Source organism: Saccharopolyspora pogona (assembly GCF_014697215.1).
GTDB classification, from domain to species: domain Bacteria; phylum Actinomycetota; class Actinomycetes; order Mycobacteriales; family Pseudonocardiaceae; genus Saccharopolyspora; species Saccharopolyspora hattusasensis.
Genome location: NZ_CP031142.1, coordinates 3,904,194 through 3,930,800, shown reverse-complemented (window position 1 = coordinate 3,930,800; position 26,607 = coordinate 3,904,194). Strand labels below are relative to the sequence as shown.

The following is a 26,607-nucleotide window of genomic DNA, read 5'->3' as shown; positions in this document are numbered from 1 at the left end:
GCGGCAAGCATGTTCGACGCTGACGTCGCGGTCGTCGGGCTCGGGGCCTGGGGATCGTGTGCACTGTGGACGCTGGCCAGACGTGGGGTGCGGGCGGTGGGGATCGAACGGTTCACGCCGGGGCACTCGATGGGCTCTTCCGGGGGCACCAGCCGGATGTTCCGCACCGCGTGCCTGGAACATCCTGGCCTGGTCCCGTTGGCCCGGCGTTCCCTGGAGTTGTGGCACGAATTGCAGTCCTCGGCGGGACAGCCGTTGATCGACTCCTCCGGTGGGCTGCTGATCGGACCGCGTGACGGCCACATCATCGACGGAACGCTGGCGGCCTCGCGGGTGCACGACCTGCCAGTCCAGGTGTGGGACTCGGGGGAACTGCGTAATCGGATGCCGGTCCACGCCGGGCTGCCTGACCACCACATCGGAGTGTGGGAGCAGGGCGCCGGGCTGATCCGGCCGGAACGGGCGATCGCTGCCGCGGTGCAGCTCGCCGAGGCCGCCGGGGCGCGGGTGTTCACCGACACCAAGGTCACCGGCATCGAACTGGTCGCCGACGGCGCGGTGGTGTCCACACCGGTGCGCGACCTGCGCGTCCGGCAGGTCGTGGTCACCGCCGGTGGCTGGCTGGGATCCCTTGTGGACGAGCTTCCGGTGGAGACGGTCCGGATGCCGATGACCTGGTTCGAGCCGATGGCCGACCGGGAACGGTTCGCGCTGGAGCGGCTTCCGGTGTTCATGCGCCAGCTGGACGACGGCGTTTGCGTCTGGGGACACGGAATCCTGCCGTGGAACAACGCACACACCGGCCTGGTCAAGCTCGGCCTGGAGGACTCCGACGGCAGGTTCCCGGTGATCGACCCGGAGGCTTTCGACAGGTCCGTTTCGCCCGAGGACTGGGATCTGCTGGTCGAGCGGCTGCGCACGGCGGTGCCGGGGGTGCGGGAAGTTCCCGCCAGGGTCTCGGTCTGCATGTACACCCGCACCCCCGACAACCAGTTCCTGCTGGGCAGGCCGCGCCGCGATCCCCGACTGGTGATCGCGGGCGGCTGCAACAACCACGGCTTCAAGCACGCGACCGGGGTGGGCGAGGCGGTCGCAGACCTCGTCATGGGACGTCCACCCTCGTACGACCTCGCCTTCTGCGACCCCGACAGGTTCGGCTGATCATGCGGTCACGAGTCCAGCCGGACGGCGAGCACCTTCTTGTCGATCTTGCCGACCGCGGTGTGCGGGAACTCCTCGACGAGGACCAGCCGGGTCGGCAGCTTGTAAGGAGCCAACCCGCGCTCCTTGAGGAACGCGGTGACCTCGCGCAACGTGGGGGGCTGCCCGTCGCAGACCAGAAAGGCGACCGGGACCTCGCCGAACACCGCGTCGGGCTGGCCGACCAGTGCAGCGCCCTTGACCGCGGGGTGAGCCAGCAGATGCCCCTCCACCTCGGTCGACGGGATCTTCTCCCCTCCGCGGTTGATCTGGTCCTTGACCCTGCCGACAACGATCAGGTGGCCGCTGGGCAGCCGTCGCACGAGGTCGCCGGTCCGGTAGAAGCCGTCGGGGGTGAACGAACGCACGTTGTGCTCGGCCGCCCGGTAGTACCCGCGCAGGGTGTAGGGGCCTCGGGTGAGCAGTTCGCCGGGCTCCCCGTCGGGTACCGGGTTGTCCTGCTCGTCGACGACGCGGATCTCATCGTCCGGGCTCAGCGGCACGCCCTGGGTGGTGCACCGCAGCTCGTCGGGGTCGTCGAGCCTGGTGTAGTTCAGCAGACCCTCGGCCATGCCGAACACCTGCTGGATCGGCACGCCGAGTTCGGGCGTGATGCGGCGGGCGAGGTCGTCGGCCAGCCGGGCGCTGCCGACCTGGAGCAGGGCGAGCGTGCTCAGGTCCGGGCGGTTCGCCTCGTACTCGGCGAGCAGGTAGGGCACCAGCGGCGGGTTCACCGCCGCGATGGTGACCTTCTCCCGTTCCACGAGCGAGAACACGGTCTCGGGGCTTGGGTTGGGTGCGAGCACCACCGTGCCGCCCACGCACCAGGTGCCCAGCGCGCCGGGGCAACACCAGGTGTAGTTGAACCCGATCGGAAGCACCGAGAGAAACACCGAGTCGCGGGTCAGTCCGCAGACCTCGGCACTGGCGCGCGCGTTGTAGGCGTAGTCGTCGTGGGTGCGGGGGATGAGCTTGGGAAGTCCCGTCGTGCCACCGGAAAGCAGCAACAGCGCCAGATCGCCGGAATCGGCAGTGCCGGTGGCGGTGGGGCCGGTGGGGGCGAGGCCACCGCGCTCGGCCAGGTCGGCGAAGGAGACGAAGTCGTGCTCACCCGGGTCGCCGACGACGATGACGTGCTTGAGCGATTCGGCGCAGTCCTGCCGCGACTTGCGGACCTCTGCGGCCAGCTCGCGGTAGTCGAACCGCGCGTGCCGGTCGGCGACGAAGTAGCCGACGGCTCCGGAGAGCCGCGCGAGGTGTTCGATCTCGGCTGCTCGGTGCGCGGGCATCGCGTGCACCGGGACCGCGCCCACGCGTTGGAGGGCGAACCAGCCGATGACGAATTCGGCGATGTTGGGCAGCTGCACGATGAAGCGATCACCCCGGGTGACGCCCAGGCCGCGCAGTCCGCGTGCGATCCGGTCGACCTCGGCGTCCAGCGCGGCGTAGCTGAACCTGCGCTCGCCGTCGACCAGCGCGGTGCGGTCGCCGTGTTCGACTGCCCAGCTCGCGAGCAGCTGGTCGAAGGTGTGGCCCGCCCAGTATCCAGCGGCTCGGTAGCGATCCGCGTCGGTGTCGGGCCAGCCCGGCCAGTCCTGTGTCATCCGTTGTCCTTCGGGTCGGGCCAGCGGCGTGCTCTGGCCAAGGGGCGTCCACTTCTGGTTTGATAGCCTTATCGAACATGATATTCATTCGCAATAGAGTTTGACGGCTCAACTGCTGGAATGGACCCGCCTGTTGCGGGAATCACTGGAATTCGGTTCGCCGCCTGCGCAACGACGCAGGGTGCGACCGGGCGCGAGAACGGGGCACCATGGACATTGGGGAGTTACTCAAAGCACTTGAACGCGACGGCGTCGTGTTCTGGGTCGAAGCAGGACAGCTTCGTTTCCGCGCGCCGCGCGGCACCCTCACCGAGCAACGGAAGTCCCTGCTGCGGCAGCACAAGCAGGCCATCGTCGAACGGTTGTCGGCGCCGACCGGGGCGATCGAGCACGACTCCGGCGGACGGCACGAGCCGTTTCCGCTGTCGGACCTGCAAGCCGCCTATCTCCTCGGACGTGGTGATTTCTACGAGTACGGCGGCGTGGCCTGCCATGCCTATGTGGAACTGACCTACCCGGACCTCGACCCGGACCGGGCGCAGCGCGCATGGGACGCGCTGATCACCCGGCACGACATGCTGCGCGCCGTGGTGCACGACGAGGGCTACCAGGTGGTGCTCGAAAAGGTGCCCGAACACCGCATCGCGGTGACGGACCTGCGGGGGCAGGAGGACGCAGCGGTCGAGGAGGCGGTCATGGCCACGCGTGCGCAGCTGTCGCACCGGGTCGCAGAGACCGATCGATGGCCCCTGTTCACCGTCCGGATCACCCGGGGCGATCGCCGATCGGTACTCCACCTGTCCCTGGACCTGCTGATCGTGGACTACGCGAGCGTGCAGTTGCTGCTCGCCGAGTTCGACCAGCTCTACACCGATCCGGAGCGTGAGCTCGCCCCGCTTTCACTGACGTTCCGCGACTACCTGCTGGCCCGGCGCGGCAGGGCTGACTCCGCCGAGTACCGGCGGGATCGCGACTACTGGATGCGGCGGGTGGAGGCGATCCCACCCGCGCCCGAGCTGCCCGCTCCGGAGTGGGCGTTGGCGGCTACGGACGGCGACGTGCGGTTCCGCAGGCTTGAGGACGAACTGTCCGAGGCACAGTGGACATCCTTGCGCCAACGCGCCGCCGGCGTCGGGCTGACCCCGTCGGCGCTGTTGCTGGCGGCCTATGCCGAGATCATCGGCCGGTGGAGCCGGGGACGGCGGTTCACCCTCAACATCCCGACCTTCCAGCGGCTGGACCTGCACCCCGACGTGCCCAAGCTGGTCGGTGACTTCACCTCAGTGGAACTGCTGGCCGTGGACCTGACCGAGGAGGTCGGCCTCGCAGACAGGGCCGCGGCGTTGTCGGCGCAGCTGCTCGAAGACCTCACACACCCGCTGTTCAGCGGGAGCGAGGTTCTGGGCGAGCTGTCCCGGCGAGCGGGTGGCGAACCGGTGCTGATGCCGGTGGTGTTCACCAGCACGATGGACACCCCGGTCACGGCGGTCGTCCCGCGCGGTGAGGTCACTTACGCCATCAGTCAGACACCGCAGGTCTGGATCGACTGCCAGGTGATGCCGCGCGGCGAGCGGTTGGCGCTGTCCTGGGACACCCGCGAGGGCGTGCTGCCGCCCGGCCTGGTCGACGACGCCTTCGCCGCTTACGTCGACCTCGTCCGGCGCATCGCCGAGGACGAGCGGGTCCTGCACCGGGCGAACGCGGTGGAACTGCCCGCGCACCAGCGGGAACGGCGATGTGTCGTCAACGACACCGCTACCGCGCTGCCCGGCGGGCTGCTGCACGAGCCGGTGATGGCCCAGGCGGAACGGACCCCGGACGCGATCGCCGTGCGGACGCCTGGTGCAGCGGTGACCTACGGCGAGCTGGCGGGCCGGGCGCGGTCGGTGGCGGCCCGGCTGCGCGCCGCCGGAGTCGGCGCCGCCGAGCCGGTCGCGGTGGTGATGGACAAGGGCTGGGAGCAGGTCGCGGCCGTGCTCGGCACCCTGCTGGCAGGTGGTGCCTACCTGCCGGTCGACACCGCGCAGCCCGCCGCCCGCCGGGCGGCCATCCTCGCCGACGCCGGAGTGCGCCTGGTGCTCACCCAGCCGTGGCTCGTCGATGCCGCGGATCCCGGCGGCGGGGCCGAAGTCCTCGTCATCGATGAACGGACTTCCACCGAGGAAGCGGTGTCCGGAACGGCCGCTGACGACCTGGCCTACGTCATCTACACGTCCGGTTCCACTGGCAGTCCCAAGGGTGTGATGATCAGCCACCGCGCGGCGCGCAATACGGTGGCCGACATCAACGACCGCTTCGACGTGGGCGAGGGCGACACGGTCCTCGGCCTGGCCGGGCTCGGTTTCGACCTGTCGGTCTACGACATCTTCGGGCCGCTCGCGGTAGGCGCAACGCTGGTGCTGCCCGACGCCCAGCGCAGGGGCGACCCCTCGCACTGGGCCGAACTCGTCACCGAACACGGTGTGACGCTGTGGAACTCCGTCCCAGGGCAGATGCAGATGTTGCACGACTACCTGCGGTCGGCACCGCAACCCCTGCCCGGCCTGCGGCTGGCGATGCTGTCCGGCGACTGGATTCCGGTCACCCTGCCCGACGCGATCCGCGAACTGCTGCCCGAACTGCGGTTGGTCAGCCTCGGCGGGGCGACCGAGGGTGCGATCTGGTCTATCCACCACCCCATCGCAGGAGTGGACCCCGCACGACCGAGCATTCCCTACGGCAAACCCTTGGCGAACCAGACCTTCCACGTGCTCGACGAATCCCTGCGGGACTGTCCGGAGTGGTCCGTGGGTGAGCTCTACATCGGCGGAACCGGGGTCGCTATGGGCTACTTCGGTGATGAGGCCCGGACCGCGCAACGTTTCGTGAACCACCCCGCGACCGGGCGGCGTCTTTACCGCACCGGCGATCTCGGCCGCTACCTACCGGACGGCGACATCGAGTTCCTGGGTCGGGAAGACACCCAGGTCAAGATTCGCGGTTACCGCATCGAACTCGCCGAGATCGAGTCCGCCCTGCTCCAGCATCCCGGAGTGGCCTCGGCCGCGGTGGTCGTGGACGGCCAGCGCCTGGCCGCGGTCGTCGAACCCGCCCCGTTGGTCGAGGACGACCCGTCGGAGGCGGCGGATGTGGTGGCCGCCGCGATGGAAACGGCACGACAGTCAGAGTCCACAGTGGATCGGGATGTGCTGGCGGCGTTCCTGAAGGCGATGGACGATGTGGCCCTGGTGGCGATGGCGCGAACGCTGTCCGACGGGGGCCTGTTCGATGACGGTGCAAGCCACGACAGCACGGAGATCCGGCAGAGGATGCGCGTGAGCGCGGTCAACGAACACGTTCTGGACCGTTGGCTGCGGTCGCTGGTCACGCACGGCCGGCTGACCCAGACCACCGACGGCCGGTTCACCGGACTGGTAGTTCCGGAAGCAGGGGAGTGGGAGCAGGCGTGGCAGCGGGTGGAGTCCGCGCAGGAACGCGCCGGGTGGAGCAGCGACCTGGTCGATGCGGTTCGCACCTGCGTCGACTCCCTCGACAGTCTCCTCAGCGGGGACTTGGACATCCGTGCGCTGCTGTACCCGGGCGCGCCCTCCGACGCCATGGAAGCCGCATACCGGGACAACCTGGCGATGCAGCACCTCAACCAGGCCGTCATTTCCGGGGTGCGTGCCATCGCCGAACAGCACTTCTCCGATGAACCGTTGCGGGTGCTGGAGATCGGGGGCGGTGTGGCGGGAACGGCAGCCGACCTGGTGCCCGCTTTGGCCGAGCACTCCGTCGAGTACACCTTCACCGACCCCTCGCAGTTCTTCCTCGCTGAAGCGCGCGAGCGGTTCGCCGAGTTCCCGTGGGTGCGCTACGGGCGGTTCGACGTCGGCAAGGACATCCGCGCGCAGGGGTACTCGCCGAACACCTACGACGTGGTCGTGTGTGCGAACGTCCTGCACAACACCCAAGACGCGACCGTGGCGCTGGCGCGGGTCCGTGAGCTGCTGGTACCCGGTGGCTGGCTGGTGCTGCTGGAGAACACTCGCGACGACAACTGCGCGTTGCAGGTGTCCATGGAGTTCATGGAGGTGCGCAACGGGCCGTACCACGACGTTCGTGCCGAGCGCGGGCAGTCGTTCCTCACCGCCGAGCAGTGGTCGAGCCTGCTCGCCGAGGCCGGGGCCGAGCCCGCAGTGCTTCCCGGCCGGGAAAGCCCGCTGCACCAGGCAGGTCAGCACCTGTTCCTGACCCGGCTCAAGACCGATCGCCACCGGCTGAGCCCCGGGGAGTTGGCCAGGCATGCGGCTCGGATGCTGCCCGAATACATGGTTCCCGGGCACTGGCAGCTGGTCGATGCGCTGCCGTTGACGGGCAATGGCAAGGTGAACCGGGCGACGATGCTGTCGTGGCTGCCCTCGGCGGGCAACGGCGGGTCGCAGGCGGCCGAGTCCGGGGAGCCGGTCGACGCGACCGAGCGCCAGATCGCCGCGTTGTGGACCGAACTGCTCGACCGCGAGTACGTCGGCAGACACGACGACTTCTTCGCGCTGGGTGGGGATTCACTGCTGGTGGCCAGGCTCGTCGGGTTGCTCCGCGAGCGCGTGCCGGACGTGATGAGCCTGGAATGGGAAGTCGTGCTGCGGCACATGCTGCGCAAGCCGACGGTGGCGGCGCTCGCCGCGTATCTGCGCGGAGTCACCCGCGCCGGCGGGATCGGTGAGGACGCACCGATGAGCGTGAAGTCCTCACCGCTGGTACGCCTGCACGGGTCGGGAACCGACCCGGTCACCGTCCTGGTGCACGCGGGCACTGGAACCGCGATGCCCTACCGGTCGCTGATCACCGAGATCCGCCGCCGGTCGGCGGGCAACGCCATGGTGGCCGCGCTTGAAATCCCGGACCTGCAGGCTTTCCTCGACGCCGATCCGGATGGACTGATCGAGGTGACGGCCGCCGACTACGTGCGTGCTCTGCTCGACTCCGGCGCGTGCAGGCTGCACGTCGTCGGGTACTGCCTGGGCGGTCTGCTGGCCACTGAGATAGCACGCGGCCTGACAGAGGCGGGCGCCGAAGTCGAGTCGCTGACCGTGATCAGCAGCCACAGCCCGCGGTTCCGCCTCGACGACGAACTCCTCTCGGAGTACTCGTTCGCGGTCATGATGGGCATCGACCCGCGCGCGTTGGGTTTCCCGGCGGACGAGAACCGGGTGGCCGCCGCGGCGGCCGAGGTGCTGGCGGCCACGCCAGGAGTGATGCGCGAGGGCGGATTCGCCGAGTTGACCGGGCAATTCGCCGACATCGGAGAGAGCTTCCGCACGCTCGCGGACATACCGCGGCTGCAACGCATCACGCGCATGTGCGAGGCGGTGCCCGCGTCGGCGGGCATGTACGAGCCCGAGCACATGATGAGGCTGTTCCAGACCTTCCGGCAGAGCGTTTTCGCGATCACCCGCTACGACCCCGAGCCCTACGCCGGTGACATCACGTTCCTGCGCCACAGCGGTGCCTACCCGTTCCCCGGCAGCAAAGCCGCGGTCACCGAGCACTGGGAGGAGCTGACCCTGGGCGACCTGGAGATCGTCGACATCGCGGGCGATCACTTCAGCTGCCTGTCCGTGCAGCACTCGCCGGGAGTGCTCAAGCTGCTGACCGATCTCACGAACGGGGCGGTCATCGCATGAACCTCCCGATGGTAGGAGTGCTGGGCGCGTCGGGTGCGGTCGGCAGCGCCGCTGTCGCGGCACTGGGTGAGTTCGGCGGAGTGCGCTTGCGCCTTGGTGCTCGGCGCGTCGAGGCGTTGTCCGGCGCAGACGTGCGGCGGGTCGACGCCGAGGACCGGGAAAGCCTCGCGGAGTTCTGCGCGGGCTGCGACGTGGTCCTCAACTGCGCGGGGCCGACCTATCGCCTCAAGGATGCGGTCGCGGTCGCGGCCTTGTCCGCAGGCGCCCACTACATCGACGTCGCCGGGGACGACCCGGTGCTGGAAGGACTGCGCGCCAAGGGACTTCTCGATGGTGACGGGGTCGCGGTGGTATCCGCCGGGACACTTCCCGGGCTGTCGAGCATCCTCCCGCGCTGGCTGGCCGCCGGCTTCGACCGGCCCCGGACCCTGTCGGCCCATGTCGGCGGTCTGGAGCGGTGCTCGCCGGTGGTGGCGGTGGACATGATGCTGTCGCTGGAGACCGGTGGTGCGGACGGGGCAGCGTTCGGCGAGCCGCTGGCGGCTTGGCGCGACGGACGGGTCCGCTCCCGGGCGCTGACCGCCCGGGAGCACGCCGAGGCGCCGCACTTCCCGGGAACCGTTGCGCTGCAACCGATCCTGAGTAGCGAAAGCATCCGGCTCGCCGAGTCGCTTCGGCTGAGCGAACTGGACTGGCTCAACGTCTGGCCGGGAAGACAGACCTGGACCTTGCTGAGCTCCCTGCCGTCGCTGACCGCCGGTGCGACGCCGCCGGAGCAGATCGCGGAGCGGATGGTCCGCGCGGCCGATCTCGATTTGGCCGGACGTCAGGAGTACTACCTGATGGTCTTCGCGATGACCGGGCTCGTCGATGGCAGAGCGACCGAGCGGACCGTGGTGCTGCGTGCCGCCAGCAGCTATCGGCTCACCGCCACCGTGGGCGCGCTGACCGTGCTCGCGGTGCTGGAGGGCGCGGTTCCCTCGGGCGGGCACTTCGCGTGCGACGTACTCGATCCAGCGGAGGTCGTCGCGGGTCTCGGTGACGTCTGCTCGATCGCCGACGAGTCCGACACCGAGGAGGGAGTGCTGTGACGCTGCGGGTCGTGGTGTGCGGCACCAACTTCGGCCGCCTCTACGTGAAGGCCCTGCGTTCGCTGGAGCCCGAATTCACCCTGGCGGGCATCCTGAGCCGGGGCGGCGCCGCCTCGCGGGCGTTGGCCGAGCGCGAAGGCGTGCCGCATTACGACGCGGTGGAGGCGCTTCCCGACGACATCGATCTGGCATGCGTCGTCGTGGGTTCGGCCATCTCCGGAGGTGCGGGCACCGAACTGGCCAAGGAGTTGATCGCTCGCGGCCTGCACGTCATGCAGGAACACCCGGTGCACCTGGACGAGCTCAGCGCCTGCCTGAAGCTGGCGCGCAAACGCGGAGTGCAGTACCGGGTCAACTCCCACTACCCACACGTCGGACCGGTCAAGACGTTCATCGACGCGGCGACACGGCTGCGCGCACGCCAACGGCCCCTGTTCGTCGACGCGCTCACTCCGATCCACGTGCTCTACCCGCTCATCGACGTGATTGGGCGCGCACTGGGCGGGATCCGACCGTGGCGCGTGGCCGATCCGGTGGAGCCACCGGACGAACTGGCGGTGCTGGCAGGCGGACACCATCCGCTGCGCTCGCTGTCGATGGTGATCTGCGGAGTGCCGGTTTCCCTGCGGGTCCAGAACCAGCTCGACCCCGCCGACCGCGACAACCATGCCCTGCTGTGGCACCGGATCACCCTGGCCGCCGAAGGCGGCGTGCTCACGTTGGCCGACACGCACGGCCCGGTGCTGTGGAGCCCGCGCATGCACGCCCGCCGCGACGCGGACCACCGGCTGGTCTTCGACGGCCCGTCGACCCGGCTGCCCAGCACATCGATCGTGCCGGGCAGCGAGGCGGGCTCGTTCCACGACGTGTTCGACAAGGCATGGCCGGAGGCGATCGGACGGGCGTTGCGGGAGATGCGGGCGGCGATCACCGAGGGTGCGGATCCGCTCAAGGCCGGGCAGTACGACATCACGGTCAACCGGGTCTGGGCAGACGTCGCGCGTCGGCTCGGCCCGCCAGAGGTCGTCCGGCCGAACGAACCGGAGGTACTGGCGGTCGCGGAGCTGACCGATGTGGAGCCGGAACCGGCCGAGGTGGAGTCCTACTCGCCGACGGCTGAGTTCTTCGACCTGGCCGCCGCGAACCACGTCCGCGAGCACAGCGCCCCCGCCGTGCTCGCCGCACTGTCCGGTATGGACGCGGATGTCGGTCCGATCGTGGAGGTCGGTGCAGGCACCGGACTGCTCACCATCGCGATGGCCCGCGCACACCCGCGTGCCGAGATCCTGGCCAGCGAACCGGCAGCGAACATGCGTGCGGTGCTCACCAGCCGCGTTTTCGCCGACCAGGACATGCGGTCACGGGTCACGGTCACTGCCGAGCGGGCGCAGGAACTCACGCTTCCGGACAGGATTTCCGCCGCAGTGGTGTGCGGGGTCGTCGGGCATCTCCCGGCCGCCGACCGGATCCGGCTGTGGCACGACCTGGCCGCCCGACTGGCACCCGGAGGTGTCGTCGTCGTGGAACTGATGAGCATGGCCCGTCCAACGTCCGTGCCCGAAACCCGACTGGCCACCGAGACCATCGGCGACCAGCGCTACGAGTGGTGGTTCCGGGCTGAGCCGGAGACCGACGACGTCGTGCGGATGCACACCACCTGGCGGGTGCACGACGGCCCGAATCTGGTCCGCGAGGTCGGCGATTCCTACGACTGGCGTGCTTTCGGCCTGGACGTCGTCGCAGCCGAGGCCCGCAGCGCCGGGCTCACGATGAAGCCGATGTCCGCCACCGGGTCGACACCGATCGGCCTTCTCACTCCCCAGACCGGAGAGACTCACCGATGACCGAGCAGAACACCACCGAGACGCCGCGGCAGTTCCCGATCCGCCGTGAATGCCCCTTCACCCAGCCCGCCGCCTACGCCGCATTGCGCACCGACGAACCCGTCGCGAGGGTCACCCTGCCCACGGGCAAGCAGGCGTGGATCCTCACCCGCTACGACGATGTGCGCTCCGTGCTCGCCGACCCGTCGATCAGCGCCGATGCCCGGCACGAGAACCTGCCCGCACTGGGTCTGGGTGAACGGGAGGCCGCCGCGAAGTCACGGCCCTTCATCCGCACCGACCCGCCCGAGCACACCCGATACCGCCGCATGTTGCAGGCGGAGTTCACCGTCAAGCGGGTGAAGTCGATGCGACCGGGCATCCAGTCCACCGTGGACCGCCTGATCGACGAGATGGAGGCGGCCGGCCCGACGGCCGACTACGTCCCGGCCTTCGCCAACGCGGTGTCGACGTCCACAGTGCTGGAGCTGGCCGGGGTGCCCACAGAGGACCTTGAATTCTTCCGCGACGTCACCAGGATCTCCGGCGGTCGCAACAGCAGCGAGCAGGAGGTCACCGCCGCCCTGGGAAACATGTTCCGCATGCTGGGCGAGCTCGTCGACCGCCGCACCACCGACCCCGGCGAGGACCTGCTGTCCAAGCTGGTGGTCAACCACCTGCTGACCGGCGAGGCCGCCCGCCAGGAAGTGCTGTCCACGATCGGCATCACCATCATCGCCGGACGCGAGACCACGACGAACATGATCGCCCTGGGCACGCTGTTGCTGCTGGAACGCCCGGAGCTGCTGGCGGCCCTGCGTGCAGATCCGTCCCGGGTGCCCGACGCCGTCGAGGAACTGCTGCGGGTGCTGTCGATCGCGGACTCGATCCCACTTCGGGTGGCGACCCGCGACATGGACGTGTCCGGTACCCGAATCCCGGCCGGGGACGGGATCATCGCTTTGCTCGGCGCCGCCAACACCGACCCCGAGGTGTTCGGCGCACCCGACGAGATCGACCTGTCCAGGGCCGGTCGGCACCACATGGCCTTCGGCTACGGCATCCACCAGTGCATCGGGCAGAACCTGGCGCGGCTGGAACTGGAGATCGCGCTGGGCACGATCATTCGCCGGCTGCCGGACCTGCGGTTGGCGGTGCCGCTCGCGGAGCTGGACTTCAAGCACGATGCCGCCACGTTCGGCCTCGAATCGATGCCGGTGGACTGGTGATGGCGATGAGTTCACGACTGGGACCGTGGCTGCGCCGGTACGCCCCGCGCCCAGGGGCGGCGGTACGGCTGGTCTGCATGCCGCATGCCGGGGGAGGAGCGGGAGCCTACCGTGCGTGGGCGGCGCTACTGCCACCATCGGTGGAGCTCGTCGCGGTGCAGTATCCAGGTCGCGAAGACCGGTTCACCGAGCCGTTGGCCGAAAGCATGGACGAACTGGTCGAGGGCATCGCGGGCGCCGTGCGACGCATTGTGGACCGCCCGTACCTGGTGTTCGGACACAGCATGGGCGCGATCGTCGCCTACGAAACAGTGCAACGCCTGCGCCGACTGGGCGTAGTCGAGCCGGACTGGCTGCTGGTGTCCGGACGCCCCGCGCCACACCAGGCCGAACCCGGTGACGTGCACTTGCGCGACGACGACGGCCTGTGCGTCGAGCTGGTCCGGCTCGGCGGAACCGACACCGACGTGCTGTCCGACCCGGATCTGCGCGCCGCTGTCCTGGGCTACGTGCGCGGCGACTACCGCGTGATCGAGACTTACCGCCCGCGCCCGGAGCCGAAACTGACCTGCCCGATCGGAGTGTTCGTCGGCGACGCCGATCCCGAGCTCGACGTCGCCGGCGCGCAAGGTTGGCGGTCGATGACCGCCGGGCGAACCGATGTCGAAAGCTTCAAGGGAAACCACTTCTACCTCGGCCCGCGTCGGCAGGAGGTGATCGCGGCGATCTTGCGACGACTGGATCCGGCGGTGGCCAGAACGGGGTCTGAATGGATGGATATGCCGTGAAAACTGGAAGGGGAGCGATGCGCGGCGACTACACACCGACCGCGGAGTTCTACGAACTGGTGGCCGATCGGCAGGTTCGCAGCAGCGGACCGCCCTTGCGCGCGGTCCTGTCCGATGTGGACGCCGATGCTGGAGTAGTGCTGGAGATCGGCGCGGGGACCGGGCGCGTCACGGAGGTCATCGCCGACGCCCTCCCGGGGGCACGGATCGTCGCGGCCGAACCGTCGCCGCCGATGCGGGCGATCCTTACCAGCCGCGTCGCCGCCGATGACGACCTTCGCGGGCGGGTGACGATCACCGCGCAATCCGCGCCGGATCTCGACCTGCCGCCACGACTGGCCGCAGTGGTGATCTTTGGTGTCGTCGGCCACCTGGACGCCTCGGAACGTACGCGGTTGTGGCGGGGACTCTCCGAAAGGCTGGTGCCGGGCGGGATCGTCGTGGTGGAGCTGATGGGAGTGCGCACTTCCCGGCAGATCCCGCAGACGCTGTCGCTCACGGCCCGGCTCGGACGGCAGCGTTACGAGTGGTGGGTGGCCGGGCGACCCGCCGGTCCGGACCTGATGCGGTTCACCAACACCTGGAAGGTGCACCGGGACGACGTCCTCGTGCGTGAGGTCTCCGACAGCTACGAATGGTACACAGTGGACACTGAATTGATCGCAGCGGAGTCCGGTCTGCCGACCCGGCCGGTGCCGTCCGTCGTCAGCGACGTCGCACCACCGGAACTGGCGGTGCTGGTGAAATGACCACGACCACAACGCGACCCGCGGGCTGGACGCTCGCGCTGGTCTGCGTCGCAGGCGCTCTGATGACGTTGGACATCACCATCCTCAACATCGGCCTGGAGGAGATCGCCACGGGCCTGGGCGCGACACTGCCCGAACTGCAATGGGTGGTGGGTGTCTACCCGCTGGTGTTCGCCGCGCTACTGCTGCCGGCGGGCTCGTTGTCGGACCGCATCGGTCGCAAGCGGATGTTCATCGTGGGTGTCGGCGTGTTCACCGCGTCCTCGGTGGCATGCGGACTGGCGACCGGACCGCTGGCGTTGACCATCGCCCGCGCTGTGCAGGGCATCGGCGGAGCCATGACCTACGCCCCCGCGATTCCGCTGCTGGCGCAGGCCTACCCGCCGCAGCGGCGTGCCTCGGCGATGGGTGTGTTCAGCGGTGTCAGCGCCGGCGCGGCGGCGCTGGGGCCGCTGGCCGGTGGTGCGCTGGTCGACACCTTCGGCTGGCGGTCGATGTTCTTCGTCAACCTCGTGCCCGGTGTGCTGTTGCTGGTCGGTACCGCGTACCTGATCGCCGAATCGGGTACGGGCCGGCGCGGCGGGCGGTTCGACCTGCCCGGCACGGCACTGGCTGCCGGGACCCTGTTCGCGATCAACTACGCCGTGGTCACCGGAGCCGAAGGCGGCTGGAGTCGACTCGACGTGGTCGTTTCGATCGCCGTTGCGTGCGTGGCGTTGTTGGCCTTCCTGGTGGTGGAGCGCCGCAGCGCTGACCCGATGCTTGATCTCGGGCTGTTCCGCATCAGCTCTTTCTCCGGAGCGGCGGTGCTCAGCCTGCTGACCCGCATGCTGAACCTGGGAACGCTGACCTACCTCGCGCTGTGGTTGCAGGGAATGCTGGGTTACTCGCCGTTGCAGGCAGGTCTGCGGTTGCTCCCGCTCTCGGTGATGGCGGTGGTGACCTCGCTGGTGGCCGGCAGGCTGGTCAACCGTCTCGGGCTCCTGCCGGTCGTGGTCACCGGATTCGCCGGTTTCGCGGTCGGCTTCGCGCTGCTGACCAGGATCGGCCCGGACTCGCCGTGGACGGTCGCGCTGGCCGGCTTCTTCGTCCTGGGTGCCGCGGCCGGACTGTTGTTCCCGCCGCTGATCACCATCTCGGTCGCAGTGGTGCCACCGGCACGGTCCGGGATGGCCAGCGGACTGGTGAACTCGTTCTTCCCGCTGGGCACCGCGTTAGGCGTCTCCGCGTTCGGCGCGGTGCTGTCAGCCCGGGTCGAGGCGGGCATGACCGAGGCGCCGGAAGCCGCGCGGGCCGCCGTGGCGGCGGGTAGGTTCGGCGGGCTCGAACCCCCGATCGTCGATCTGGCGAAGACCGCGTTCGCGGACGGGATCGCCGCCATCAGCCTGGTCTCGCTCGGGCTGGCCCTGCTCGGCGTGCTGATCGCCGTGCTGACCATCCGGGCTCGTCAGCTACGCGGTTAGGCCGGCACGAACTCGCACCGCAGGTGCTTGTGAGCGCAGGCAATCCCCGTTCCGCGTATAGCAGATCGGGCTGGGTGAAGCAGGAAACCGGCTTCAGGGGCGTCCGCAGCCGCGGGCGCCCCTGAAGCCGGTGAGATCGGCGGGCCCGATCGCATCAGCGCTCCGTGGTCGTGATGCTCGGTGCGTGCTCCACCAGTGCGCGGGTGGCCGGATGTCGCGGATCGGTGAGCACCTCCGAGACCGGTCCGCTCTCGACGACCCGGCCCCCGCCGAGCACCGTCACGTGCGAGGCGCAGCGCACCACTTCGGAAAGGTCGTGGGTGATCAGCACGACGGCGAGCCGCAGCGTGGCGCGCAACTCGTCGAGCAGGTCCAGCACCGCATCGGCGGTACCTGCGTCCAGCGCGGAGGTCACCTCGTCGCACACCAGCACTGTGGGGTTGCAGGCCAGCGCGCGGGCCAGGTTGACCCGCTGCCGCTCGCCGCCGGAGAGGGAGCCGGGATAGCGGTCGAGGAAGGTCACCGGCAGCCGGACCTGACCGAGCAACCGCTCGGCTTCGCGCTCGGCCTGCTCGGCGGAACGCGCTCGCATCGGTCGGGTCAGCGCGGACCGTACGGTTTCGTGCGGGTTCAGCGCTCCCGCGCTGTCCTGCGCGACCAACTGGACCGCGCGTCGCTGGTCGGCGCGGCGTCGTGCGGCGGCCGGAGCGAGCGCAACGCCGTCGAGGGACATCGTGCCCGCATGACGCCGGTGCAGTCCGACCACGCAACGCGCCAGTGTCGACTTCCCGGAGCCGGACGGTCCGATGACGGCAACGCACTGGCCGGCCGCCGCGCGGAGGTCGATGCCGTGCAGCACCGCCTGCTTGCCGTGCCCGGCCCGCAGCCCGGAGATGACCAACCCGCCTTCATGGTCTGAAGTGGACGGTAGCGGTGTGGTGGCAGCCCGCGGAGCGAGGACTTCGTGCGGGGATCCAGCGTTGTGCACCTTGCCTCGTTCCAGCACGAACACGTGGTGTGCGAGCGCGCGAACCGTGGCCTGGTCATGACTGACCAGGACCGCCGCGCAGCCGGTCAACGCCTCGCCGATCAAACCCCGCACGTCCTCGGCTACGGCCGGATCGAGCCCGGCGGTCGGTTCGTCGAGCACCAGCAGCGCAGGCGAACCAGCCAGCGCCCGGGTGAAGGCGACCCGCCGAGCCTGCCCTCCGGAAAGCTGGTGCGGAAACCGCCGCAGGAAACCGGCATCGGTGGGAAGCCGCATCCGCGCCAGCAACTGCCGGATCTCGGCGGCGACCTCGTCCCCCTGGAGCCCGGAGCGAATCCGGATGGTTTCGGCCAGCTGGCGTCCGATCCGGCGAGCCGGGTTGAGCGCGGTGGCCGGGTCCTGCCCGAGGAAGGAGACGATCCGACGGCGCAGGCGCATGGTGTGCGTGGGATCGAACGGATCACAGCCCTGAGTGCGCACGGTGCCGGACCGGACTTCGAGCCCCGGGCGCACGTGACCGAGCAGGGTCAACGCCGTCGTGGTCTTTCCGGACCCGGACGCTCCCATCAGCGCCACGACCTCGCCCGGCCGCACTGCGAAACCGACCCCGTCGACCACCGCGACGCCGTCACGACCGCGGGTGACGACCAGATTTTCTATCCTGGCCACCGTCATCGTCGACCTCCGATCCGGTGTGCGGCTTCGTCGGCGAGCAGGTTGACCGACACCGCGAACACCACCAGCAGCAGCGCGGGTACCAGCACCGGCCACGGGTTGAGCGCCATTCCGGGGAAGTTCTCGTTGACCATGCGCCCCCAGTTCGCGGCCGGGGCGCCCCGCCCGAGACCGAGGAATCCCGCCGTCGCGGTGAGGTGGATGGCGGCGGTGAACCGGATTCCCAGCTCGGCGACCAGGGTTCCGGAGACGGCGGGGAGAACGTCGTGGCGCAGGACCGACCACCACCGGTCACCACGAGCACGGGCGATCTCGACGAAACCGAGGGCACTCACCTGACGTGCGGCGGCGCGGATGACCCGGACCGAGAACGGCACGCACACCAGCGCGACCGTGACGAGCACGGCCAGGTCGCTGCCGGGGAACCCGGTTGCGGTGATCAGCATGAGCAGCAGGGGAGGGGCTACCCCGACGACGTCGATGATCCGGACGGTGAACTCGCTCGCGCGCCGTTCGGCGAGTCCGGTCGCCAATCCGACCACGACGCTGATCGCACTGGCCAGCAGCGTGGAGCCCATCGCGAGGACGAGGACCGGCAAGCCGCCGTGCAACACCCGCACCAGCGCGTCCCGGCCGATCTCGTCGCTGCCCAGCGGGAGCGGGCCGGTCGATGGTTCGAATGGCAGCGACCGCTGCTCGGTGGGGGACCCGCTGGTCAGCAGCGGCCCGAACAGTGCGAGCGCGGCGACGCAGATGGCCAGCACCGCGCAGATCGCGATCGTTGCGCGGGAACGTCGGTGGTCCATCACAACCCCCGCCGACGGGGATCGAGCAGGGTGGCGACCACGTCGCCGGCGAGCAGGGCGAGCAGTGCGGTCGCGCATAAGGCGAGGGAAAGTCCCTGCACCATCGGCACATCCCGGTTGGCGACCGCCTGCTGGAGCTCGTAGCCCACGCCGGGGTAGTTGAAGATCGTCTCCACCACCACGGCCCCGCCGGTCAGCCCGCCGAACATCACCGCGACGGCCTGCACGGCTGGTCCCAGCGCGTTGGGCAGCACGTGCCGAACCGCCAGCCGGCCCCCGGAGACGCCCGCCAGCCGCGCCGACTCCACGTACGGCGCGTCGACGACATCGACCACGGCCGAGCGCACGAGCCGCGTCGCTGTGGCCACGCCGACCAGCATCAGGCTCAGCGTCGGCAGAACCAGCACCTGAGGGCTGTCCCAGGGGCGTCCGCCCACCGGGGCCAGCGACACTTCCGGTAGCAGGCCGAGCCAGGTCGACAGGACCGCGGTCAGCGCCACCACGGTCAGGAACTCGGGAAGTCCGGCCAGGACGAGCGCGCCGCCCGAGATCACGCGGTCGCTGCGCCGCTGCGCGCGCATCCCGGCCAGCAGCCCGCCCGCGATCGCCAGCGGGACGGCCAACAGGAGGGCGAGCGCGGTCAGAACCAGGCTGTTGGGCAGCCGCTCGCCGAGCACGGCCGCGACCGGACGCCCGCCGACCAGACCCGTGCCGAGGTCGCCGGTGGCGGCGTGGGACAGCCAGGAGGTGAACCGGTCGAGGGCGTTGCGGTCCAAGCCGAGCTGTGCGCGCAACTGGTCGCGGTCGCCCTGACTGGCCTGCGCTCCGGCCAGGGTGTCGGCGGCATCCCCGGGCAGCAGATCGGTGGCCGCGAACACCAGCGCCGACAACGCGACCAGGGACAGTACCGCCGCGACCACACGGCGGACGAGGAACAGCGCGAGCTTCATGCCAGGAACGCGCCGGAGAAGTCCGCCCACGGCTCGTTGGTGACGCCCTGCACGTTCGCGGCCTGTCCGTTGATGGTGGGGGCGAACACCGGCAGCACCGAGTTTCCCTCTTCCCACATCAGCCGCTGAGCTTGCACGGCGGCCTCGCGCCGCTGCGCGGGGTCGGTCGCACTGCGGGCTCTGAGCACCAGCGCGTCGATGTCGGGGCGGTTGAATCCGAACGTCGAGGGTGCGCCCGCGGTGCGGGTGTTGGCGTATCCCGACAGCGGCGGGGAAGGCGGCGAATAGGTCGCAGTGAACGGGAGCTGGTAATAGGACTTGATGTCGGCGAAGAGCTGGCCCGGCGGACGTTGGTCGAGGGTGGCCTGGACGCCGATCTCCTTGAGGTTCTCGATGTACAAAGTGGACACTTCAACCAGGCCCGCGACGTCTGACCCGGTGGTCAGCGTGATCGGCATCCCTTCGGCCCCGGCCTCGCGCAGCAGCGCGCGCGCTCGTTGCACGTCGTGCGGGCGCTGCGCGATTTCCGCCGCGTAGTCGGCGAATCCCAGCGACGGCAGGTCGTTGCCGACGAAGCCCCGGCCGAACAGCACGGACCTGACCATGCCCTCGCGATCCGCAGCGAGCTTGAATGCCTGGCGAACGCGCACGTCGTCGAACGGCTTGTGCGCGAGGTTCATCATGAACCCGAACGACGTCGCGTGCGGAAGTTGCCCGCTGCTTACCCCGAACCGCTTGTTGGCCTCCAGAGTGCGGGCCTTGACCGGGCCGATGTCACCGACGAAGTCGAGCTGCCCGCCGGTCAGCGCGTTCACCCTGGCGTTGGAGTCGGGAATCGAACGCAACTCCAGGGAATCCAGGTACGGGCCGCGACCCAGGGCCAGACCGTAGAAGCCCTCGTGGCGGGCGAGTGTGCTTCCCTGACCGGGGACGAACTCGGTGATCCTGAACGGGCCGCAGGTCGGCATGTCCGGCATGAAGGCCGTCGTGGCGTCCTTGACCACCAGTGTGCTCTGGCACAGCACCAGCCGACCGTCCGCGATCGGTTGCTTGGCCGGCAGCACCAGCGTCAGGTCATCGACGATGCGGGCGGCGCCCAGGTCGAAGTTCTGCGCGGGTGGTTTGAGGTAGGGAAGCGCGCCGAGGAGGACCGGGGCGTTGAGCGAGTACAGCACGTCTCGCGTGGTCAGAGCGGATCCGTCGGTGAAGGTCACGTCCTTGCGCAGCCGGAGAGTGTAGGTCCGAAGATCCGAACTGACGTCGATGCCTTCCAGCACGCTGTAGCGCACTCCGTCGGGCGCGGCCGGATCCAGTGTGCCGAGCTTTCCGTGCATCGCTCGTGCCCGCACCGAATCCAGTGCCGTCGGTCCGGTGAGGAAGTTGAGGGTTTCCGACGCGCCGCCGCCGGTGAACGCGGCGCGCAACGTCCCGCCGCGTCGAGCTGTGGCGGGTGTCGAGCCGCACGCGGTGAGAGCTGCAAGCCCCGCCGCGTACAGCGAGGAGCGGAGGAACGCGCGGCGGTGGATGTGCCGGGTCACAGGGTGATCTCCATGGTGATCGACGGGCAGGGTCAGCTCGTGACCGCCACCGCGCCGGACGGGCAAAGACGCGCGGCTTCGAGCACGGCATCGCGATGCGCAGCCGGAACTTCCGCGTCCTTCCCGCCAGCGTGCAGCAGTACGGTGCCGTCGCTGTCGTCCTGGTCGAAGATGTCGGCTGCGGCGAACACGCACTGGCCGACGCCAATGCATTTCCCCACGTCGATCGACACACGCACGGCACGCTCCGGTCTGACAGTGACGGTCATTCTGGGTGACCGTCGGTGGCGAGACACAGACTAATCGAAGATGAAATCCATTTCTACTAAGTGCCGCGTCCTTGAGAGCGGCAAGCCTCGCGCGCACAACGTCGACGACGTCGTCGTCACCGGCGAGCCACGTCACCGACAGTCGAATCCGCCCTGCGGCAGCGGACCGAACACGGACTCCCGCCGGCCCGCTCCGACTCGACGGACGGTCGTCGGACGGTCGTCGGGCGGCACCGGCTGCGCGTCCAGCTACCGATCTTCCCTGGTGATCAGATACATGCCGACCTGCGCCGGATCCAGGGTGTGCGGCCGCAGACCCACCTCGGCGAGTTCTTCGTGCATGCGGGACTCGGAAACCAAGTGCCATGCGAAGGCCACTACGCGCTCGTCCACCAGCTCGTCGTCGTGCGGTAGGTCATGTGCCAGGTGAGGGTCTCGCCGTCGGCGGGCTCCGCGCTCGCTTTATCTTGCAGGCAAGCGAATACTCCGCTATCCGTTGGGCGTTTCGAGCTGCGAGTTTCGTGGCGGGTGCGAGGTGATGAGCCGCCGTGTCACGCTTTCATCTTCTGAGCTCGGTTTGCCTGAGGTGGTTCGGGTTTACGGGTGGTGCGGTGGATGTGGTGGCGGGATAGCGGTGGTGCGGGGCGGTTCGGGCCAGACCAGGAGGACGGGGCAGGGTGCGTGGTCGACGGCGAAGCGGGTGGCGGCGCTGAGGCTTTTCGGTCCTGGGTGGGTGCGGTCCCCGTCGCGGGCCAGGATGAGCAGGTCGGCGCCTCCGGCTGCGGCGACGACTTCCCGTTCGGCCCGTCCGATGCGCTCCAGTCGGGTGCAGGGGCGCCGCAGGCGCTCTGCGACTGCCGAAAACTTCATCCATGCAGTTCAAGCGGCATGTGAGTACTCGTGAAGGACACCGCCGAGTCGGTCTCGTCGGCGTATGTTTAGATCGTTGATCCGCTTCGGCTCCGTGATCGGATCCGAGACGGCGCGCAGCGGGGCCGCTTGAGCCAGGGCTTGATGGGCTCGGTGCTGGTTGTAGAAGCGTTCGTACTCGCGCAGGGCGTGCCGCAGATGGTGCTCATTCCACAGCAGGCAGCGGTCGAGCAGCTCGCGTCGGCAGGATTGCACCCACCTTTCCATGATTGAGTTCATCCGTGGCATTCGGACACCTGTGAGCAGGCTCTGGATGCCAGCCTCCGCAAGGATCTCCTCGATGAGAGCGGGGAACTTCCCATCCCGATCTCGGATCAGATAACGCACCTGGCAGCCTGCGTCCTCCAGGTCCATCACGAGATTCTTCATCGCCTGGATGACCCGGCTCGCGGTCGGGTGAGCGGTGGTGCCCAGGACGCGGATGCGCCTGCTGGCGTGCTCGATAACGGCCAGGATGTACTGGTGCTGCCCATTGAGGGTGACGGTCTCGATGAAATCGCAGGCCAGAAGTGCCTCGGCTTGTGAGCGCAGGAAGTCGGCCCACGTGGTGGATGCCCGCTCGGGTGCGGGATCATGACCTTCCTGCTTGAGGATCTCCCAGATCGTGGAGGGAGCTATCTTGATGCCGAGCGTGGTGAGCTCACCGTGCACCCGTCGGTAACCCCAGGATGGATTCTCCCTGACCAGACGCAGGATGAGAGCGCGGATGGACCTGACCGTGGGCGGGCGTCCAGGCCGCTTGGGTCGGCACGTACGGGCATGACGTCGTTTCATTAGATCGCGGTGCCAGCGCAGGACTGTGTCCGGTCGGACGAGGAGCCGCAGCCTGCGTAGGACCTCGCGGGGCTGGGATACCAGGAGCGCGGAGAGAAAGGCTCGGTCTTCGGGAGCGAATCTCACCCGGGTGCCTGCGCCGAGTTGCCGTTGCAGAAAGGTGATCTGGTGACGCAGGGCGAGAATCTCCACATCCTTGGCCCGATCGCCCATCGGCAGCAACCGCAGTGCGGCGAAGGCGTTCGTGATAGCGAGGTAGGTCAGGCGAAGGGGCACAGCCGATCATCATCCCGCACTCGTCTCGCCCCCCGCCAGAGCTCACGTACTCCAGGAAAGGTCCCGGCAAGACCACGACCTGGAAGGACGACATTATCGGCAGGCGCAGTCTCGGCCACCTCGCGCAGCGCGGTGTGGCAACCCCGGCCAGGACGGAACCCGTGCGAGCGGCCGGAGAATTGGGGTTCGTAGTAGGATTCCAGCAGCAGACGTACTACTTCCCCGACCAGCTTGTCCGGCCATGACGGTAGCCCCAGCGGGCGCAGTTTCCCGTTCTTCTTGGGAATGTGGATCCTTCGCACCGGAGAGAAGTGGTAGCGCTCGTGGCGCATCGCATCAATAATAGTGCTAATCTTGTCCAGGGACATACCGTCCGCGGTTTCCTGTGTGGCCCCTGGCGTCATCGCCCCTTGATTGGGGTAGATGCGGCCGTAAGCCAGCAAATACAGCTGCGGGTTGAACAATTGTCGATACAGTTCGTTGCACGGCAGGCCCCGCCTGCCGCGTTCACGGAGGACACCCAGCACCGTTTCAGCACTTTGCATTTCGCATCCTTCCCGGTCTCGATGGTGCCCGATCACCTGTGCCCCTTCGCCCTGCGACCGGTGTTACCGTCTCCGCGCCGGAAACCGCAAACCCGAACGACTCCTGGAACTACTCCCCGAAACCACTTAAACCGGACAGGTCAACCTTGCACACGCCCTGGCGTAGCACCAAAGCGCGGATGGAACGGACGGTGCGTGGTCGGCCCGGGCGTTTTGGCTTGGAAACGGTCGCATGGCGGCGTGCGACCAGGTCGCGGTGCCAGCGCAGCACCGTGTCCGGGCGCACTAGCAACCGCAACCTACACATCAGATTCCGTGGCAGCCGGTGCAGTAGCGCCGCCATGAACGCTCGATCTGCTGGGGTGAACCGCAGCCTCTCTTGACCGAGCTGACGTTCCAGCACCGTGATCTGATGGCGCAAGGCGAGGATCTCGACGCCCTTGTCCCGGTCACTCATCGGTAGCAGGCGAGGCGCAGCGTGCGAACGCATTCGTCACACCCAGGTAGGCCAGTCGCAACAGCACAGTCGATCAGCATGCTGTGGCACTTGGCACCAGCGAAAGCGTCCGCTTTAGGGACTACGGTTGACCTGTCCTTAGCCGTGCCCGCCGCGTCTCACCAGGGCGGATGAGGTTATCGACAAGGTCAGCGTGTCTCCGGCTGACGTGACAGATCACCTGTCAGTTTCAGCCGCGCTGGTCCCAAGTCGTGGGCCTTCGCTGGAAGGCCCACGACTCCACTGTGGACCGATCATTCTTTGCGCTTGTGGATCTCCTCGGTGAGCTGGGGTGCGACGGTGAACAGGTCGCCCACGATGCCGCAGTCGGCGATCTCGAAGATCGGCGCTTCGGCGTCCTTGTTGACTGCGACGATTGTCTTTGATGTCTGCATACCGGCGCGGTGCTGGATCGCTCCGGAGATACCGAGGGCGATGTAGAGCTGTGGGGAAACGGTCTTGCCGGTCTGGCCGACCTGGAACTGGTGCGGGTAGTAACCGGAGTCGACCGCCGCGCGCGAGGCGCCAACAGCGGCGCCCAGCGAGTCGGCGAGCTTCTCCACCACGGCGAAGCTCTCCGCGGAGCCGACACCGCGACCACCGGAGACCACCACGCTGGCTTCGGTCAGCCCGGGGCGGTCCCCGCCCTCGACCGGCTGACGACCCGTGATCTTCGCGCTCTTGGTCGGGTCCGATGCCGGGACATCCACGGCTTGCTCGGCCGCCGCGCCCTCGGCTGGCTCGGCCTCGATCGCACCAGGAAGCACGGTGATCACTGGTGTGCCCTTGCTCACCTGTGCCTTGGCGTCGTTCGAGAAACCAGTGGACTCAGATCAGCCTCTGGCCGGCCAAGAACTCTGTGATCTGCACACCGCCGGAACCTTCGTCGATCACACGCTGACCGGCCTGCTTCTGCGGCTTCGGAGCCGACTCGATGACCTTCGACCCGGCGTTGGCCAAACCGACCTCGGACGCGTCGATCCCGGCATCGGCCAGCGTCAGAACCTGCACGGGCTTCTTCTTTGCGGCCATGATGCCCTTGAACGACGGATATCGCGGCTCGTTGATCTTTTCGGTGACCGACACCACTGCGGGCAGGTTCGCCTCGACGTGCATGACACCGGTGTCGGTCTCGCGCTCCACGGTGATCGCCGACCCGTCGCTGGCTACCTTGCGCGCACACGTCAGCTGCGGCAGGCCCAACAGCTCGGCCAGCATTGCAGGCACCGCACCCGTGCGGCCGTCGGTGGCCTCGTTTCCCGCGAGCACCAGATCCACCGACTCGATGGTGCCGATGACCTTGGCCAGTACGAGAGCCGTCTGCACCGCATCCGACCCGTGCAGCGCATCGTCCGCGAGGTGAACGGCCTTGTCCGCACCCATCGACAACGCCTTGCGGATCGCATCAGTGGCTCGGTCCGGCCCCATGCACACCACCGTCACCTCGCCGCCATGTGCTTCCTTGATCCGCAAGGCTTCCTCGATGCACGCCGGGTGCGGGAGGGGGCCTGCGGGAAATGACCGGTGGCGACACCGGCACCACGCCCGTGGGCCTACCTCACTGACCACGTCGTGCCACCCCGCACCGGACGAGGCCGACGCCCCTTGTTCACCGACAGTGAGTCGCTCACCCTGGCCGTGGCCCAGGTACTGCTGCGCTACGACGGCGAGCGCCGCTGGATGCGGTATGGCACAGCAACCCCGAACCGCGCGCGATGTTCCCGAATGTGCCCCGACAACCCGGATACAACAAACGTCTCCGCAACGCGCAACCCTTGCCGTGCAGAACCATCCTCGTCCTCGCGGCCTGCTGCCCGTCCTGGTTCGACGACATGTGGATCACCGACGCCACCCCGGTCCCGTGCGGCATGTCACGAGAGACGGTCAAGCGGTCCGACCTGGCCGGCTACGCCAACTACGGCTACTGTGCGTCACACTCGCGATGGTACTGGGGCCTGAAGCTCTACCTGGTCTGCACCAGGGACGGGATGCCGGTCATGTGGTGCCTGGCCGACCCCAAGATCGGCGAACGTGAGGTGCTGGCCGCGTTGCTCGACAACAACCACCACCTCATTCGTGAAGGCCAAATCTTGTTGGCGGACAAAGGTTTCTCTGGCAAGCCGTTCCAGAAACTCGCCGAGTCGAAGGGGGTACGACTGCTGCGCCCCGACCGCAAGGACGAGACCTACCGCGACGGCAACCTCGGTGGCATCCGCCAGTGGGTCGAATCGGTTAACCAGACCCTCAAGGGGCAACTCGGCCTGGAACAGCACGGCGGTCGCACCCCTGCCGGGGTGTTCACCCGCATCGCGCAACGCCTGCTTGCCCTGGCCACAGCCTCTGGCACAACTGGACGACCGGCGTGACCAGCAAACGATCACTGATCGCCTACGACCACTAAACATCAACTTCACGGAATCAATCATCTAGCCAGCGTGGTGCGTGGGTACTGCGCTTACTACGCCGTGCCCGGCAACAGCAACGCGATTCGCGCGTTCCGCACCGAGGTGACGAGGCACTGGTTCAGGGCGCTACGGCGTCGCAGCCAGCGCACCCGCCTGAACTGGGAACGCATGGACCGCCTTGCCACCCGATGGCTGCCACAGGCCCGGATCATGCATCCTTGGCCGAGCGTGCGATTCGACGCCCGCACCCGAGGCAGGAGCCCAGTGCGTTAGCAGCGCACGCTGGGATCTGTGCGGGGGGCCGCCAGCAACGGCGGTCCCTACCGCGACCGCTCCGTTCCG

19 protein-coding genes and 3 pseudogenes are annotated in these 26,607 nt (G+C 68.5%); 9 read left to right on the top strand and 13 right to left on the bottom strand.

The window, feature by feature from the left end; genetic code table 11:
• The first annotated feature begins 9 nt into the window (after nucleotides 1-9).
• A complete protein-coding gene (solA, locus tag DL519_RS17650) occupies nucleotides 10-1,161 on the top strand; it encodes an N-methyl-L-tryptophan oxidase (protein ID WP_190816399.1) in 1,152 nt (383 codons plus the stop codon).
• Between the two features lie 8 nt (nucleotides 1,162-1,169).
• On the opposite strand, the gene DL519_RS17645 is transcribed toward solA, so the two are convergent.
• Nucleotides 1,170-2,804 carry a (2,3-dihydroxybenzoyl)adenylate synthase gene (locus DL519_RS17645; protein ID WP_190816397.1) on the bottom strand — a complete coding sequence of 545 codons (1,635 nt, stop codon included), beginning with the start codon at nucleotides 2,802-2,804 and terminating at the stop codon, nucleotides 1,170-1,172.
• Nucleotides 2,805-3,013: 209 nt separating this feature from the next.
• On the opposite strand from DL519_RS17645, the gene DL519_RS17640 reads away from it, so the two are divergent.
• From DL519_RS17640 to DL519_RS17610, 7 genes are read left to right on the top strand one after another with little or no spacing between them, the layout of a single operon-like run.
• Nucleotides 3,014-8,470, top strand: coding sequence for a non-ribosomal peptide synthetase (locus DL519_RS17640; RefSeq protein ID WP_190816395.1), 5,457 nt, complete (start codon nucleotides 3,014-3,016; stop codon nucleotides 8,468-8,470).
• Nucleotides 8,467-9,561 carry a saccharopine dehydrogenase NADP-binding domain-containing protein gene (locus tag DL519_RS17635; RefSeq protein ID WP_223839167.1) on the top strand — a complete coding sequence of 365 codons (1,095 nt, stop codon included), beginning with the start codon at nucleotides 8,467-8,469 and terminating at the stop codon, nucleotides 9,559-9,561. Before DL519_RS17640 ends, DL519_RS17635 begins: the two co-directional genes overlap by 4 nt.
• Nucleotides 9,558-11,405 carry a Gfo/Idh/MocA family oxidoreductase gene (locus tag DL519_RS17630; protein ID WP_190816393.1) on the top strand — a complete coding sequence of 616 codons (1,848 nt, stop codon included), beginning with the start codon at nucleotides 9,558-9,560 and terminating at the stop codon, nucleotides 11,403-11,405. The genes DL519_RS17635 and DL519_RS17630 overlap by 4 nt, the downstream gene beginning before the upstream one ends.
• Nucleotides 11,402-12,613: a cytochrome P450 gene (locus tag DL519_RS17625; protein ID WP_190816391.1), complete on the top strand. Its 1,212-nt coding sequence runs from the start codon at nucleotides 11,402-11,404 to the stop codon at nucleotides 12,611-12,613. The genes DL519_RS17630 and DL519_RS17625 overlap by 4 nt, the downstream gene beginning before the upstream one ends.
• Before the next feature lie 5 nt (nucleotides 12,614-12,618).
• On the top strand, nucleotides 12,619-13,401 hold the full coding sequence (locus DL519_RS17620; protein ID WP_190816389.1) for a thioesterase II family protein: 783 nt from the start codon (nucleotides 12,619-12,621) through the stop codon (nucleotides 13,399-13,401).
• Nucleotides 13,398-14,150 (top strand): class I SAM-dependent methyltransferase, encoded by a 753-nt coding sequence (locus DL519_RS17615; RefSeq protein WP_223839166.1) that lies wholly within the window; start codon nucleotides 13,398-13,400, stop codon nucleotides 14,148-14,150. The genes DL519_RS17620 and DL519_RS17615 overlap by 4 nt, the downstream gene beginning before the upstream one ends.
• Nucleotides 14,147-15,613: an MFS transporter gene (locus DL519_RS17610; protein ID WP_190816387.1), complete on the top strand. Its 1,467-nt coding sequence runs from the start codon at nucleotides 14,147-14,149 to the stop codon at nucleotides 15,611-15,613. The genes DL519_RS17615 and DL519_RS17610 overlap by 4 nt, the downstream gene beginning before the upstream one ends.
• 154 nt (nucleotides 15,614-15,767) lie before the next feature.
• On the opposite strand, the gene DL519_RS17605 is transcribed toward DL519_RS17610, so the two are convergent.
• The 12 genes and pseudogenes from DL519_RS17605 to DL519_RS17550 all read right to left on the bottom strand — a co-directional run.
• Entirely contained in the window at nucleotides 15,768-17,276 is a 1,509-nt protein-coding gene (locus DL519_RS17605; RefSeq protein WP_190816385.1) for an ABC transporter ATP-binding protein, read from the bottom strand.
• Entirely contained in the window at nucleotides 17,273-18,082 is an 810-nt protein-coding gene (locus DL519_RS17600) for an ABC transporter permease (RefSeq protein ID WP_190816383.1), read from the bottom strand. The genes DL519_RS17605 and DL519_RS17600 overlap by 4 nt, the downstream gene beginning before the upstream one ends.
• Entirely contained in the window at nucleotides 18,082-19,032 is a 951-nt protein-coding gene (locus DL519_RS17595; protein ID WP_190816381.1) for an ABC transporter permease, read from the bottom strand. The genes DL519_RS17600 and DL519_RS17595 overlap by 1 nt, the downstream gene beginning before the upstream one ends.
• Entirely contained in the window at nucleotides 19,029-20,570 is a 1,542-nt protein-coding gene (locus tag DL519_RS17590; protein ID WP_190816380.1) for an ABC transporter substrate-binding protein, read from the bottom strand. The genes DL519_RS17595 and DL519_RS17590 overlap by 4 nt, the downstream gene beginning before the upstream one ends.
• A gap of 32 nt (nucleotides 20,571-20,602) precedes the next feature.
• Nucleotides 20,603-20,809 (bottom strand): ferredoxin, encoded by a 207-nt coding sequence (locus DL519_RS17585; RefSeq protein ID WP_029536087.1) that lies wholly within the window; start codon nucleotides 20,807-20,809, stop codon nucleotides 20,603-20,605.
• 279 nt (nucleotides 20,810-21,088) lie between these two features.
• The gene (locus tag DL519_RS17580) at nucleotides 21,089-21,232 is read right to left on the bottom strand and encodes a hypothetical protein (RefSeq protein WP_190816378.1); all 144 of its coding nucleotides are present in this window, start codon (nucleotides 21,230-21,232) and stop codon (nucleotides 21,089-21,091) included.
• Nucleotides 21,233-21,436: 204 nt separating this feature from the next.
• A complete protein-coding gene (locus tag DL519_RS17575; protein WP_223839165.1) occupies nucleotides 21,437-21,709 on the bottom strand; it encodes a hypothetical protein in 273 nt (90 codons plus the stop codon).
• A 9-nt stretch (nucleotides 21,710-21,718) separates the two neighbouring features.
• Nucleotides 21,719-22,420, bottom strand: a complete 702-nt coding sequence (locus DL519_RS46710) for an integrase core domain-containing protein (protein WP_223839164.1) — start codon at nucleotides 22,418-22,420, stop codon at nucleotides 21,719-21,721.
• A gap of 383 nt (nucleotides 22,421-22,803) precedes the next feature.
• On the bottom strand, nucleotides 22,804-23,364 hold the full coding sequence (locus DL519_RS17565; protein ID WP_223839162.1) for a reverse transcriptase domain-containing protein: 561 nt from the start codon (nucleotides 23,362-23,364) through the stop codon (nucleotides 22,804-22,806).
• Between the two features lie 109 nt (nucleotides 23,365-23,473).
• The gene (locus DL519_RS17560) at nucleotides 23,474-23,854 is read right to left on the bottom strand and encodes an integrase (protein WP_223839160.1); all 381 of its coding nucleotides are present in this window, start codon (nucleotides 23,852-23,854) and stop codon (nucleotides 23,474-23,476) included.
• Between the two features lie 260 nt (nucleotides 23,855-24,114).
• Nucleotides 24,115-24,663: pseudogene (locus DL519_RS17555) on the bottom strand (electron transfer flavoprotein subunit alpha/FixB family protein); the annotation flags it as partial.
• Between the two features lie 25 nt (nucleotides 24,664-24,688).
• Nucleotides 24,689-25,345: pseudogene (locus DL519_RS17550) on the bottom strand (electron transfer flavoprotein subunit beta/FixA family protein); the annotation flags it as partial.
• A 39-nt stretch (nucleotides 25,346-25,384) separates the two neighbouring features.
• Here DL519_RS17550 and DL519_RS17545 point away from each other — a divergent pair.
• Nucleotides 25,385-26,261, top strand: a pseudogene (locus DL519_RS17545) (IS982 family transposase).
• The last annotated feature ends 346 nt before the right edge of the window (nucleotides 26,262-26,607 follow it).